Raw genomic sequence first — 13,780 nt, forward strand, 5'->3', positions numbered from 1 at the left:
CCTACCGGTTCAGGCTCAGGTGGTTGATCAGGTCGACGCGGGCGATCAGGCCGACGAAGGTCTCGCCGTCCAGCACGATCGCCACCCGGTCACGGTCGAACAGGGGGATCAGGGCGTCCAGCGGCTCATTGACCTGCACCGTGTCCAGATTGCGGGTCATGGCCTCGGAGACCGGCTTGGCGAACCGCTCCTTTCGGGTGATCTCGTCGGTGTTCATGATGTGGACGATGTCGCTCTCGTCAAGGATGCCGACCAGACGGCCGTCCTGGATCACCGGCAGCTGCGACACATCGTTGGAGCGCATCCGCTTGAAGGCCGAGTCGAGGCTGTCTGTCGGGCCGGCGACGACCACCTCGCCGTCGGCGTATTTGCGGCTGATCAGGTCGGCGAGGTTGCCCTGGATCGGGTCGTCGCCGAGGCCCTGATCGGCCAGCCAGGCGTCGTTATAGACCTTGGACAGGTACTTGGCGCCCGTGTCGCAGACCAGGGTCACGCAGCGCTTCGGCTCGGTCTGTTCGCGGCACCAGCGCAGGGCCGTGGCCAGCAGGGTGCCCGAGGACGAGCCCGCCAGAATGCCCTCCTTGAGCAGCAGCTCGCGCACCGCCGCGATCGCCTCGGCGTCCGGGATCGAATAGGCCTTGTCGATCAGGCTCATGTCGGCTGTGTCCGGCACGAAGTTCTGGCCGATGCCCTCGACGGTGTAGCTGCCCTCCGGCCCCGGCACGCCCTCGTTGACGATGCCCGCGAGGGTCGAGCCGACCGGGTCGGCAAGGATGATCTCGGCCTTGGAGCCGACGCTCTTCAGGAACTGCGCCGTGCCGGTGATGGTGCCGCCCGAGCCGATGCCGGCGACGAAGGCGTCGACGTCGTGGTCCAGCTGCTCCCATATCTCCGGCCCCGTGGTCTTCACATGGGCGGCCGAGTTGGCGTCATTGGCGAACTGGTTGACGTAGTAGCCGCCGGGGATCTGCTGGGCCAGGCGCTCGGCCATGTCGGTATAGTAGTCGGGATGGCCGTGCGGCACGTCCGACCGCGTCAGCCGAACGTCGGCGCCCATGGCGCGCAGGTGCTGGATCTTCTCCTTGGACATCTTGTCGGGGATGACCAGCAGGACCTTGTAGCCCTTGTTCTGACCGACCAGCGTCAGGGCCAGGCCGGTGTTGCCCGCCGTGGCCTCGACGATCGTGCCGCCGGGCTTGAGCCAGCCTTCCTTCTCGGCCGCCTCGATCATCGACAGGGCGATGCGGTCCTTGATCGAGCCGCCGGGGTTCTGGGCCTCCAGCTTCAGGAACAGGCGGCACTTGCCCGTGTCGATCCGCGTCACCTCCACCATCGGCGTCTTGCCGATCAGGTCCAGCAGGGAGCCGGAGGGCTTGCTGAGGGTGGGCGCGTCAGCGATCGGCATGGGTAGGCTCCGTGAAGGCTATGGCAGCGGAGGCTGGTCGCCCGGCCGGACAAGGTCAAGCCGCGCACGATCTTGCCTCGCGGACCCCAAACGCGCCGTCAGCGCGACCGTTTCCGGACCCACATGGCCGCGTCAGCCTCGGCCAGCCAGGTTTCCGCATCGGCCTGCTCGGCCCAGGCGCGTACCCCGAACGAGCCGCCCAGTTCGGTCTTCTGGCCTTCCCAGTCGAAGCCGTCGGTGGCCAGGGCCTCGGCCAGCCGCTTCGCCTTGTCCCGCCCCTCCTCGATGCCCGCGTTGAGCATCAGCAGGGCGAACTCGTCGCCGCCCAAGCGTCCGACCGCATCCGATTCGCGCACATTGGCCAACAGCAGCTCGGCGACCCGCACCAGGGCCGCGTCCCCGGCGGCGTGGCCCAGCCGGTCGTTGACCCCCTTGAACCCGTCCAGATCGAGGTACAGCACCACCGCCGGCGCGTCATAGCGGGTGCAATAGGCCATGGTCCGGTTCATCGCCGCGACGAAGCCGCGCCGGTTCAGGGCGGGCGTCAGGACGTCGTGATCCGCCGCCGCCTCGGCCGCCTCGGCCCGCTTCTCGAGGAAGTGAGCCTGGATGCGCAAGGCCTCGACCTCGGCGCGCAGGCGCTCGACTTCGGACTTCAACTCTGTGTCGGCCGCGTCAGTCACGGTCGGCGAAACTCCGGGAGGGCGCGACTCACTGGGTCGGCGGAACTGGCGATATGCTAGCGCCCTTGGTTGCGGGCGCAACGCGTGTGCTGTAACGGGCCGCTTTCCGCGACAGGAGGCCTGAGATGGCGACTTCTTCGACGCCGGTGGCGATCATCATGGGCAGCCGGTCCGACTGGCCGACGATGAGACACGCCGCCGATGCGCTCGACGCCCTGGGCGTGGCCTGGGAGGCGAAGGTCGTCTCCGCCCACCGCACGCCCCAGCGCCTCTATGAGGTCGCCACCGGAGCGAAAGCCGCGGGCTTCAAGCTGATCATCGCCGGCGCCGGCGGCGCGGCCCACCTGCCCGGCATGGCCGCCTCCATGACCGACCTGCCGGTGCTCGGCGTGCCGGTGCAGTCGAAAGCGCTCAGCGGCCTGGACTCCCTGCTCTCGATCGTCCAGATGCCCGGCGGCGTGCCGGTCGCCACCCTGGCTATCGGAGAGGCGGGCGCCAAGAACGCCGGCCTGCTCGCCGCCCAGATCCTGGCCCTGTCGGACGAAGCCCTGGCGGAACGCCTATCCGCGTATCGCACCGCCCAGACCGACGCCGTCGCCGAAACGGTCGAGGACTGAGTGGCCCTTCCCCTGCCCCCCGGCTCGACCATCGGCATCCTCGGCGGCGGCCAGCTGGGCCGGATGCTGTCCCAGGCCGCTTCGAAGCTGGGCTTCGACGTCGTCATCCTCGACCCGGAGGAGAACTCTCCCGCCGGTCGCGTCTCGCGCGGCCAGATCGTCGCCGCCTATGACGACCCCACCGCCCTGACCGTTCTCGGCCGGGTCTCGGACGTCGTCACCTTCGAGTTCGAGAACGTCCCGGCCGCCTCGGTCGAGACCCTGGCCGGCGCGGGCGCCCTCGTCGCCCCCGGCCCGACCGCGCTTTCGACCGCCCAGGACCGGGTCGTCGAAAAGACCTTCCTCAACGCCGTCGGCGCCACCACCGTCGACTTCGCCCAGGTGGACACGGTCGAGGACCTGGTCGCCGGTCTGGAGCGGCTGGGCGTCCCCGCCCTGCTCAAGACCCGCCGTGAGGGCTATGACGGCAAGGGCCAGGTCTGGATCCGCAACGTCTCCGAGGCCGCCGACGCCTTCGCCGCCATCGGCGAACGCCCGGCCATTCTGGAAGCGAAGGCCGCCTTCAAGCGCGAACTCTCGGTCATCGCCGCCCGGGGCCACGACGGCTCCGTCGCCGTCTATCCACTGGGAGAGAACCACCACGCCGACGGGGTCCTCTCGACCACTCTGGCTCCGGCCAGGGTCGATGCGAAGACCGCCGCCCGCGCCATCGAGATCGCCGAGGCCATCCTCGACGGCCTCGACTACATCGGCGTCATCGGGGTCGAGCTGTTCGACCTCGGCAAGGGTGTCCTGCTGGTCAATGAGATCGCGCCGCGCGTCCACAACACGGGCCACTGGACCCAGGACGGCTGCGTCTGCGACCAGTTCGAACAGCACATCCGCGCCATCGCCGGCTGGCCTCTGGGCCCCACCGCCGCCCACGCCCGCATCGAGATGACCAATCTGCTCGGCGATGCCGTCGACCAGTGGGCCGAGCTGGCCGCCGAACCCGACGCCCGCCTGCACCTCTACGGCAAGACCGACGCCCGCCCGGGCCGCAAGATGGCCCATGTGAACCGGGTGCTCGGCAAGGCCTGATCCCGTCAGCGATACCTGAGCTTCGCTAGCAAGTCCGTCACCCGCCGCAGCGGGGCCTCGAAGTCCTTGCCGGCCTTCCACTTCTCGAAGGTCATGACGTTCTCGATGCGCGCCGCGACGAAGGCCTCGGCCGCCTCCGGTCCGTCGAAAAGCCGCATCGTCAGGGCGGGGATCAGGATGCCCGACAGGATCGCCCGCTTGGAATAGTGGTTCCAGTCCGTCGCCGTGTCCCCGGCCCAGCGCCAGACGACGTCCGCGCTCTCCCAGGCCAGCGACAAGCCCAGATCGGCGTTTGTCGGCAGGGCCAGGAAGGCCGCGCAGCGCTTCGTCGCCTCCAGATGGTCCGCCCCGGCCTCGATTCGCGCCGAGACGCCCTGCGCGATTCGCTCGCGCATCTTCAGCGTCTCCGGCGGGGTCGCCTTCAGCGCTTCCAGCGTCATCGCGTCATGCCGGCGCGACAGCAGGGCCGCCAGATCGCGCGGGCCGTTGGGCAGCAGCAGCTCCTCGTCGCCGCGCGACAGCCCCTGAGCCTCACACGCGGCCCGCACCAGCCGCGAATTCCACCCAAAGGTCGGCGCACGCTGGATCGCGGCGTCCAGCACCGCCTGTTCCATACGGTCGGCCCAGTCGCCCACGGGAGCTTCGTTCGACAGGTGCGGCGCTTCGGTCATGGTGCGAAGATAGGCTTGTCAGGGCCGGGATGCGACCCCATCTGAAACCTCGCAAAACCCGACGGTTTGGGCGTCCGCGATCTGGACAGCCGCCCGCCCTTGGTGTATTCGCCCGCCTTCGCTCGGTGGGCTGTCGCCCCCGGGCTGCTATTTTATTTGTCTGCCCGTCTCCCTCACAGGACGCGGCGGGCGGCCAAAGGAGAGTTCAACCTGGTACAGATTTTCGTTCGCGATAATAACGTCGATCAAGCGCTGAAAGCCCTCAAGAAGAAGATGCAACGCGAAGGCAGCTTCCGTGAAATGAAGCGCCACGTGCACTACGAGAAGCCCTCGGAAAAGCGCGCCCGTCAGAAGGCCGAGGCCGTTCGTCGCGCCCGCAAGCTGGCCCGCAAGCGCGCTCAACGCGAAGGCCTGCTGCCGCCTCCGAAGCCCCGCGTGCCGGGTCCGGGCGCTGGCGGTCCGCGCTCCTAAGCGTCTGATCCGATGTCAAAATTTGAAAAGGCCGCTCCTCACGGAGCGGCCTTTTTGCTTTTCCTCCCCGTCGCTTGCGATGGGGAGGGGGCGGCCGCGCCCGCGTCGCCCCTCCACCGCTTCGCGGTCCCCCTCCCCACTGCGTGGGGAGGACACAGACCCCTAGTTCCCCCCGCCCCGGATCGCCGCGCCGAAGGCCTTCCAGCTCAGCTTCACGTCCGACAGGGCCCCCGCCCGGAAGGCGCGGCCGGCCAGCCAGACCATCAGGACGGCGGTGACCGCCATCCCGATCAGGGTGCCGACGATCTCGATCATCGGCGGGTCCGAGGGCGCGCGGGCGCTCATCAGGAAGGGGGTGAAGAAGGGCACCCAGGACAGGATGCGGGCGATGGGGCTGTCGGGCATCTGGAGCACCAGCAGGGGCACGATCAGCACCATCATGATCGGCCCCATCAGGGTCTGGGCGTCACGCGGGGTCTCGCAGAAGGCCCCGATGGCCGCGAACAGGACCGCGAACATCAGATAGCCCCCGACCGTATAGGCCAGCAGATAGAAGATCAGGCCGTTGTGCAGCAGCACCGAGCCGACGCCGGCGGCCAGCTCCGGCTTGGCGGTCAGCAGGCCGAACGCCCCCATCCCGCTCCAGACGATCAGCACCGTCAGGGTCAGCATCGCCACCCCCAGCACCTTGCCGGTCAGGATCTCGGTCGCCGATGCCGAGGACAGCAGGACCTCCAGGATCTTGTTGGCCTTCTCCTCCATCACGCTGTTGAGCAGGATCGAGGCCCCGGTGATAACCAGCGACCACAGGAGGAAGGCCGCGCCGAAGCCGACCCAGCGCGGCAGGCGGTCGCGCATCGACACCTCCCCCCCGCTGGCCGAACGTGGCGAGAAGGCCTTCACATCGGCGCGGAACCGGTCGGTGGCGACCACGATGCCGGGGTCGATCCCGGCGTCCTGGAAGACCTGACGGCGGTTGGCGCTGCGCAGGCTGTCCTTGACGAAGTCCTCGACCTCCGAGTCGGAGGCGCGCGAAGTCCAGACCCGGGCGCCCGGCTTGCCGTCCTGACGGGTCAGGAAGACGATCGCGTCCAGACGCTGATCCTTGGGCGTCTCCTCGCCCAGCAGATGGCGCACGGCGGCGTCGCGGGCAATACCGGGAGCGGTGGCGACCAGCTCAGCCGGCGCGGGCACGATGCGGACCCGGTCCTTGGTCAGGGAGGCGACCGCGTCGCGCGCGGCCTTGGAGTCCACGGCCCCGCCGGCGGAGGCGCTGGCCTTTTCGGCGGCCTCCTGCGCCCTCTGGGCCCTTCGTTCGGCGTCGGCGGCCATGACGTCCTGAACAGCCCTGGCCAGCCCCGCCGCCTGCGGACCGTCCTCGATCAGTACGACCTCGCGCACGGGCTCGGACGACCGGGCCAGCAGGGGCATGACCCCGCCCAGCAGGCCGAACAGCGGCAGGGACAGCAGCGACAGCCAGAAGCCGACGGTGCGGACATAGGCCATGAACTCGCGGCGGGCGATCAGCAGGGTGCGCTTCATCGGGCGGCCTCCGCAGGCTTGGAGACAGACTGGTCCTGATCCGGATGGTCCCCGGTCAGGTCGATGAAGGCGTCATGCAGGGTCGGCTCGCGCAGCTCGAAGCGGCGCACGTCCAGACCCGTCAGGAAGGCCGCCTTGAGCGCCTCCTGCCCCCCTGCCCCGGCCGCCAGCGCGGCGCGCAGGACGCGGGCGCCGTCCAGCTCGGAGGAGATCTCCACCCCGGTCACGCCCGGCAGCTTCGACACGGCCTCGGCGGCGATGTCGCCTTCCAGCTCCAGGAAGCGACGCGAGGTCGCGCGGGCCTCGGCGACCGTGCCCTCGAACGCCTTGCGCCCCCGGGCCAGCAGTACGACCTTGTCGCACAGCCGCTCGGCGTGCTGCATCACATGGGTCGAGAACAGGACCGTCGCCCCGTCAGCCGCCAGCCCCCGGATCATAGCCTCCAGCCCCTGCTGGTTGACGGGATCCAGCCCCGAGAAGGGCTCGTCCAGGATCACGAACTCGGGCCGGTGCACGATCGAGGCGATCAGCTGGACCTTCTGGGCCATCCCCTTGGACAGCTCTTTCATCTTCCTGGCCTTGGACGCGCCCAGGCCCTGGGCGTCCAGCAGCTCCTTGGCCCGACGGCGGCCCTCGGCGGTCGGCACCCCCTTCAGGGAGCCGAAGAAGGCGATGGCGTCGACCGGGGTCATCTTCTTGTAGAGGCCGCGCTCCTCCGGCAGGAAGCCGATACGGTCGCGCACCTTGCGGCCGTTGTCGGCGCCGAGGATGTCGATCCGCCCGGTCGTCGCCGGCTGCAGGCCCAGGATCATGCGCAGGGTCGAGGTCTTGCCCGCGCCGTTAGGGCCCAGGAAGCCGCATATCTGGCCCCTGCCGACCTCGAAGCTCAGGTCCCGGACAGCCTGGAACTCGCCGTAGCGCTTGCCCACACCCTCCAGCGTCAACGCCGCCGTCATGCCGATACTCCACCCCTAAGTCTCCCAGAGGTAGCAAACGGCTAGGGCATGGCAACCGGAATCGGCAGGGTGCGGCGCTAGCCCGCCTTCACCTGGAAGGCGCGGCCGATGACCTTGGCCGGATTGACCTGCGCCCCTTCGCGGCGGACCTCGAAATGCAGATGGGGGCCGGTCGAATAGCCGGTCGAGCCGACCAGGCCGATGCGCTGGCGCGGGCCGACGGCGTCGCCGCTGGCCACATCGACGCGGCTCAGATGGCCGTAGAGGCTGGTCAGGCCGTTGGGGTGGCGCATCTCGATGAAGTTGCCGTAGCCGGCCGGATCATAGCCGATGCGCAGCACCACGCCCTCGCCCGTCGCATAGACGGAGGTGCCGGTGGGGGCGGCGATGTCGACGCCCTTGTGCATCCGCGCGCCGGGCTCGCCACCCAGACGGCGCATGCCGAATTTCGAGTTGATGCCGTGGCCGGGCACGGGCTCGGCGAAGACCATCTGCCGCATCATCGGCCCTGCGGGGGCGGCGATTGCGACGACCGGCGGCTTGACCAGCGACACGCCGGACAGGGGCGCGGCCTCGGCGACCGACTTGGGCGTAAAGGGCGCAGCGGCCATGGCCAGGCAGGCCATGACGGCCAGACCGACCGCGCGGCCGGTGTGGACCAGATGGCCGCGCCAGGCTCCGAGAGCCGGGTGCGCGAGGGTGGCGGGCGCAAGTCGGCGCATGGTGTCGTCGGCTCCGGCGTCGCTGTATCGCGCGGGGAACGGTCACATCTCGCAGACCGACGATGTCGGAACGGCGTCTGGCGGCGACCGGGGGAGCCGGGCCTTTTACGGCTTGATGGGGCGACTTTGGGGCGCTCCGGAGGTTTCATTCCGGACACGACGCCGCACCCTCCCCGGCCACGCTTGCTCGCGAAAGCTTGGCCGGAGAGGATTTCGAGGTCTATTGCAGCGGCAGGGTCAGGGTGATCGCGCCCATATGGCTGGTCGCTTCCTGACCGAAGCGGCCGTGGTAGCCGACCTCGACCTTGACCGGCCCCCAGTCGCCTTCCAGACCCGCCGAGGCCAGGACCTGGCCGCCGAACGGCTCCTCGACCTCGCGGTACAGGACCTTGGCCGGATTGCCCTGGATGCCCACCCCGACCTCGTCGGAGTTGTCGGCCAGGCTGTCGCGATAGCCGCCTTCGGCGAAGAAGCCGAAGCCGCCGGCCTCGCCCTCGGCCCGCACCACGAACTCGGCGCTGACGTCCTCGACGGTACGGCCTTGATAGTCGTACTGGGCCGCCGGGCCTTCTTCGTAGAAGCCGCTGACGTGGCTGGAGACCCAGGTGGCGGCGACGCGCGGCGAGATCGCCAGCCCGCCCATGTCGAACCACATCCCGCCCTGGATGCGCGCGCCCTTCGACACGCCCTCGGTCGAGCCGGTGTGGACGATCGGCGCCACCATGGTCAGACGCTTGGTGTCGTAGTCGTCGTGGGCCGCCCCTGCCGACAGGTTGACGAAGCTGCCGCCCGAACGCCAGCCGGCATAGACGTCGAAGGCCAGGGTATCGACCGTGGTGGTGAACCGCGCTCCGTCGATGTCGGCGTTGCGATAGCTGCCCGCCAGTCCGACCTTCCAGCTGTTGTTCCAGCCGTTCTCGACCGCGGCGCGGACGCCGTAGCCGGTCGACTTGGCCTCGCCGACCACGCCGCGCGCGTCGGAATCGGTCTGGTCATAGGTCCCGCCCATGACGATGGACGTCCCCTCATGCCACTCCTCGCGGCCCGACAGGCTGGCGGAGCCCTCGTCCAGGCTGTCCTCGCGGTGCCGGAACCCGGTCTCGCCCATAACCGCGCTCTGGGCCCCCAGATCGCCGTAATAGAGGTAGTCGGTGGCCAGCTGGGAGATGATCCGGTGGCCCAGGGCCGTCGGGTGAACCCCGTCGAAGTAGAAGTAGCCCGGGTCCGTACAGACAGTGACGCCGTTGTAGCAGGCGTTGGTGACGTTGGTGATGCCGAAGGCGCCGGGGTTGCCGGCGATGGTGTCGCCGATCTTGAACAGGTCCATGACGATGATGTTGCTGTTCGGGTTGGCGGCGGCGGTCGCCGTCAGGCTGGTCAGCAGGGCGCCGTTGAAGGTCGTCACCGCGAAGTCGGCCAGGGGCGCGGCGGCCGTGCCCCGGAACTGCGGCGTGAGGCTGAGCTTGGGCAGGTTGGTGACCAGGATGGTCCCCGCCCCCGCCGCGGCGACGCTGTTGGTGATGAAGTTGATGTCGGCCGCGGCCGCGTTGGCGACCGGGCTGATCGACCCCGTCGGATTGGCGCTGGCGCCGGCCGCCGGCAGGGCCTGGAAGATGTTGTTCGCCCCGCCCAGGATGCTGACCAGATCGGTAGCGCCGAAGCGGCCGCCGGCGGCGGTATAGGCCTGCAGCTGGGTCCGCATGCCCGGTCCGGGGGTGGCCACGGCATCGGTGCGCGAGCCGCCGTAGGCGTAGTCGATGCTGCCCGTCACCGGCGAACCGGCCGTCTGACGGCCGAGAGTGAAGCCCAGCAGCTCCACGAAAGTCGGGCCCGAGGAGAACCGGCCTTGATAGTAGGCCGGCCCGGGCGCGGCCCCGCCGGTCGCGGCCGACAGGTTGCCGTTGTCGCTCAGGCTGTCGCCGAAGACGACGAGGCGATTGTAGGTCTGGGCCGAAGCGCCGGAGGCGACGGCCAGGGTTGCGGCGGCGGCCAGTACGGCCAGCGCCGTACCATGTTGATTTCGAGACATTTACTTCCTCCGTCGACCGTCAGGACGCGGTCGTTATCCGGAGAATGCTCCCGTTTGGCGCGAGCGCAAGATGTCGCTAGGGAAGCCTTGGTCGATTTAATGCAACAGACGGAAGCGCAGGGTGCCGTCCAGGGTCTTCAGGGCCTTGAGCGCCTCAGGATCGTAGTCGCGATCGACGTCGGTGATCACATAGCCGGTCCGCTCGTCGGTCTTCAGGTGCTGGCCAAGGATGTTGAGGCCGGCGGAGGCCAGTTCCCGGTTCAGGGCGGCCATGACGCCGGGCTGATTCCGGTGGATGTGCAGGATGCGGTGGCCGCCCGAAACCTCGGACAGTTGGACGTTCGGCAGGTTGACCGCGAAGGTCGTGTCGCCGCGGTTCAGATAGCCCAGCAGCCGCTCGGCCGCGAACTCGGCGATGGCCTCCTGCGCCTCCTCGGTGGAGCCGCCGATGTGCGGCGTCAGGATGACGTTCTTCAGTCCCATCAGAGGGCTTTCGAACGGATCCGCGTTGGTGCGGGGCTCTTCCGGGAAGACGTCCAGGGCCGCGCCGGCGATGCGTCCGCCCTGGATGGCCTGGCTGAGGGCGCCGATATTGACCACATGGCCGCGCGACAGATTGAGGAAGAGCGCGCCCTCCTTCATCTGCTGGAACTGCGCGGCCCCGATCAGCTCGGCGTTGTCCTTGCGCCCGTCGACATGCAGGGTGACCACGTCGGCCTCGGCCAGCAGGGCGTCGAGGTTGCGCATCCGCCGGGCGTTGCCGAGCGCCAGCCGCTCGGACAGGTCATGGAAGATGACCCGCATGCCCAGGGCCTCGGCCAGGACCGAAAGCTGACTTCCGATGGCGCCGTAGCCGACGATGCCGAGCGTCTTGCCGCGCAGCTCGCGCGAGCCGTCGGCCGACTTGTTCCACTTGCCGGCGTGCATGCCCGCCGACTTGTCGACGACGTCGCGCATCAGGGTGATGGTCAGGCCGATGGCCAGCTCCACCACGGAGCGGGTGTTGGAGTAGGGCGCGTTGAACACCGCGACGCCGTGGTCGGCGCAGGCGTCGAGATCGATCTGGTTGGTGCCGATGCAGAAGGCCGCGACGGCCATCAGACGGTCGGCCGCCTCCAGCACCCGGGCGGTGACATTGGTCTTGGAGCGGATGCCCAGAACATGGACCCCCTTGATCTTGTCGATCAGGTCGTCCTCGTCGAGCGCGCCCTTCATGGTCTCGACCGAATAGCCGGCCTCCTGAAGGCGTTCGACGGCGGCCGGATGGATGTTCTCCAGCAGCAGCATCCGGATGCGCGCACGCGGATAGGACCAGCGGCCGGCCATGCCCTCGGCATGCAGCAGTTCGTCCATCGAGGGCGCCTCGGCGTCGGCGACGGCGACGACCTTCTCGCGGCGGGCGATCTCGGTGAAGGCGTAGAAGCGATCGGCGGCGCCGGCCAGCTTGACCTCGGCGTCGTTCCAGCCGTCCCCGACCATGACGATCGGCCGGGCCAGCCCCAAGGCCTCGATCACCTTGGGCTTGCCGTTGTCCCAGGAGAGCGGGTTCTGGTCGTCGACGCCGGTGACCCGGCCCTCGGCGTTATAGACCAGATCGTTGGCCAGCACCCGCTCCGGCGCGACGCCCAGCCCCTCGGCGACCGGGGCGATGATCTCGCGGAAGCCGCCCGACAGGATCACGATCTTGTCGGCGTTCTCCTGGAAGAAGCGCAGATTGCGGCGCACCGACCACGTGCCCTCGTCAAGTATGCGGTCAGCCAGTTGTTCAACATGAGCCCGCGTCAGCGGCAGCAGGGCCAGACGCCGACGCAGGGCCGTGCCGAAATCGACCTCGCCCGACATCGCCTGATCGGTCAGTTTGGCGATCTCGGCGCGGACGTTGTCGGCCTCGGGGTGACCGGCAAGCGCGATGTCGGCGAGCGCCTCCAGCGTCTCGATGCGGACGAGGGTCGAATCGAAGTCGAAGACGAAGGTCGGGGTCGCGCTCATGCCGCGCTGTCTACGCGGTCAGGCGTGGAAGCGGCAACGATGATTGCTAAGCTGGAGCCCTAGAATTTCGCGAACCGGCGGACCCGGCTGTCCGGACGACGGCTTTCCAGCGCCGCCGCCCCGATGGCCGCCGCGATGGTGGCCACGGCCAGCAGGGCGCCGCCTTCGCGGGCGTGGTCCTTCGCGTACTGGCCCCCGACGTCGGCATAGCGGCGCGCGGCCTTGCCGGCGTCCTCGGCGTAGCCCCGGGCGGCCTTGGCGTATTTGGCACGCTTCCCGGGCGAGACGGCCTTCTTGCCGCGCTTGAACAGCTTCTGGGCCTGATGGCGGGCGTCGTCGCCAAACTCTTCCGCGCGATGACCGAAGTCCTCGGCGCTCTCGCTCAGGCCGCGCTGGATGTCCTCGAACCGGTGGCGCAGTGCCTCGGCGTCGATCCAGCCGCGCGGATCCAGCCGATCGCGCAGCACCCGATACCGCGTCGGGCCGGTGCGCTGGGTCAGCAGGACCGTGGCCACGGCCGCCACGGCGACCAGGGCGACCGATCCGGCCGTGATCCCGGGATGTTTGCGGGCTTCCGCCAGGACGCTGAACTGTCGAACCATAGGATAGTAGACCTCTTCATCGAGACCGTCGTCGGACGCGTCGTACAGACCATCCTCGTACGGCTCATAGTCGGAACCCCTGTCCCGCTTCAGGACAGGAGCGAACCGGGCGAAAAGTGGTTCCGCGATCCCCGGCAAAGCTGAGTAGAATGAGGCGATCAGTCGTCCTCCCCCGCCGACGGTGATCTCACGCATCGGATGGGTGGCGCACCACAGGATGGCGTCGGCGACGACGTGGGTCGCATAGACCGGCTGCGGGATATTGGCCGCATAGCCGACCAGGTTGCGGGCGTGCCGGTCGTAGGGCGAGTCCACCGCGGCCGGCTTGACCAGACTGAGCGAGATCGGCGCCCCGCCCTTGCGCGCGTCGCGCAGCAGCTCCATCCGCAGGGCGTTGGTGAAGCCCTTCACCGCATGTTTGGAGGCGGAGTATGCGCCGCGGATCGGCGACGGCGCGTCGGACAGGGTCGAGCCGACATTGACGATGGCCCCGCCGCCGGGACGGCCGCGCAGGTGCTCCGCCGCGATGGTCGAGCCGTTGACCACGCCCCAGTAGTTGGTCTCGAACAGGCGACGCTGATCCTCCAGCGTCGTCTCCAGCACGCTGCCGAGGACGGAGACGCCCGCATTGTTGATCCAGGTGTCGAAGCCCCCGAACAGCCGCCGGCACTTGTCCGCCGCCTCGGCCAGGGCGTCATAGTCGGCGACGTCGGCGGCGGCCCAGGCGACGCGGGCGCCCGTGCCCTGAAGCTCCTCGCACAGTAGGCGCAGATCCTTTTCGCCGCGCGCGATCAGGAAGACGCAGGCCCCGCCCCGCGCCGCCCGCCGCGCCGTCGCCAGACCGATGCCGGAGGTGGCGCCGGTGATCACGATGGACTGCCGGTTCAGCGGTTTCAGGGTCGGTTTCGCCATGCTTGCCTCGACTTGCGCCCGGTTCCGGAACGGCTTTCGCGAGTCCCGGGTTCCGACCTTAGATCACACGCCCCTTACCATGGCGACCTCAGGCGCCTATC

Annotated in this window: 12 protein-coding genes; 3 read left to right on the plus strand and 9 right to left on the minus strand. The window is 69.1% G+C overall.

Going from position 1 to position 13,780, the window contains the following annotated elements; genetic code table 11:
- Position 1: 1 nt before the first annotated feature.
- Both IFJ75_RS09350 and IFJ75_RS09355 read right to left on the minus strand, forming a co-directional pair.
- Positions 2-1,405, minus strand: a complete 1,404-nt coding sequence (locus tag IFJ75_RS09350; RefSeq protein WP_207932296.1) for a pyridoxal-phosphate dependent enzyme — start codon at positions 1,403-1,405, stop codon at positions 2-4.
- A 98-nt stretch (positions 1,406-1,503) separates the two neighbouring features.
- On the minus strand, positions 1,504-2,088 hold the full coding sequence (locus IFJ75_RS09355) for a GGDEF domain-containing protein (RefSeq protein WP_207932297.1): 585 nt from the start codon (positions 2,086-2,088) through the stop codon (positions 1,504-1,506).
- 125 nt (positions 2,089-2,213) lie between these two features.
- Between IFJ75_RS09355 and purE the strand changes: the two genes are divergently transcribed.
- Positions 2,214-2,705 carry a 5-(carboxyamino)imidazole ribonucleotide mutase gene (gene purE, locus IFJ75_RS09360; RefSeq protein WP_207932298.1) on the plus strand — a complete coding sequence of 164 codons (492 nt, stop codon included), beginning with the start codon at positions 2,214-2,216 and terminating at the stop codon, positions 2,703-2,705.
- A gap of 63 nt (positions 2,706-2,768) precedes the next feature.
- A complete protein-coding gene (locus tag IFJ75_RS09365; RefSeq protein WP_263973046.1) occupies positions 2,769-3,785 on the plus strand; it encodes a 5-(carboxyamino)imidazole ribonucleotide synthase in 1,017 nt (338 codons plus the stop codon).
- Between the two features lie 5 nt (positions 3,786-3,790).
- Here IFJ75_RS09365 and IFJ75_RS09370 read toward each other — a convergent pair whose 3' ends face one another.
- Positions 3,791-4,456: a COQ9 family protein gene (locus IFJ75_RS09370; protein ID WP_207932300.1), complete on the minus strand. Its 666-nt coding sequence runs from the start codon at positions 4,454-4,456 to the stop codon at positions 3,791-3,793.
- A gap of 210 nt (positions 4,457-4,666) precedes the next feature.
- On the opposite strand from IFJ75_RS09370, the gene rpsU reads away from it, so the two are divergent.
- A complete protein-coding gene (gene rpsU, locus IFJ75_RS09375; RefSeq protein WP_207932551.1) occupies positions 4,667-4,927 on the plus strand; it encodes a 30S ribosomal protein S21 in 261 nt (86 codons plus the stop codon).
- A gap of 162 nt (positions 4,928-5,089) precedes the next feature.
- Here rpsU and IFJ75_RS09380 read toward each other — a convergent pair whose 3' ends face one another.
- The 6 genes from IFJ75_RS09380 to IFJ75_RS09405 form a co-directional block, all read right to left on the minus strand.
- Positions 5,090-6,469: an ABC transporter permease gene (locus IFJ75_RS09380; protein ID WP_207932301.1), complete on the minus strand. Its 1,380-nt coding sequence runs from the start codon at positions 6,467-6,469 to the stop codon at positions 5,090-5,092.
- Positions 6,466-7,425, minus strand: a complete 960-nt coding sequence (locus IFJ75_RS09385; RefSeq protein WP_207932302.1) for an ABC transporter ATP-binding protein — start codon at positions 7,423-7,425, stop codon at positions 6,466-6,468. Before IFJ75_RS09385 ends, IFJ75_RS09380 begins: the two co-directional genes overlap by 4 nt.
- Positions 7,426-7,502: 77 nt before the next feature.
- Positions 7,503-8,147 (minus strand): M23 family metallopeptidase, encoded by a 645-nt coding sequence (locus tag IFJ75_RS20095; RefSeq protein WP_207932303.1) that lies wholly within the window; start codon positions 8,145-8,147, stop codon positions 7,503-7,505.
- A gap of 220 nt (positions 8,148-8,367) precedes the next feature.
- Positions 8,368-10,176 carry an autotransporter domain-containing protein gene (locus IFJ75_RS09395; protein ID WP_207932304.1) on the minus strand — a complete coding sequence of 603 codons (1,809 nt, stop codon included), beginning with the start codon at positions 10,174-10,176 and terminating at the stop codon, positions 8,368-8,370.
- Between the two features lie 96 nt (positions 10,177-10,272).
- Positions 10,273-12,165, minus strand: a complete 1,893-nt coding sequence (gene serA / locus IFJ75_RS20265; protein WP_207932305.1) for a phosphoglycerate dehydrogenase — start codon at positions 12,163-12,165, stop codon at positions 10,273-10,275.
- Positions 12,166-12,224: 59 nt separating this feature from the next.
- Positions 12,225-13,679 (minus strand): SDR family oxidoreductase, encoded by a 1,455-nt coding sequence (locus IFJ75_RS09405; RefSeq protein WP_207932306.1) that lies wholly within the window; start codon positions 13,677-13,679, stop codon positions 12,225-12,227.
- Positions 13,680-13,780 lie beyond the last annotated feature (101 nt).

The organism is Brevundimonas goettingensis, assembly GCF_017487405.1.
Taxonomy (GTDB): Bacteria; Pseudomonadota; Alphaproteobacteria; order Caulobacterales; family Caulobacteraceae; genus Brevundimonas; species Brevundimonas goettingensis.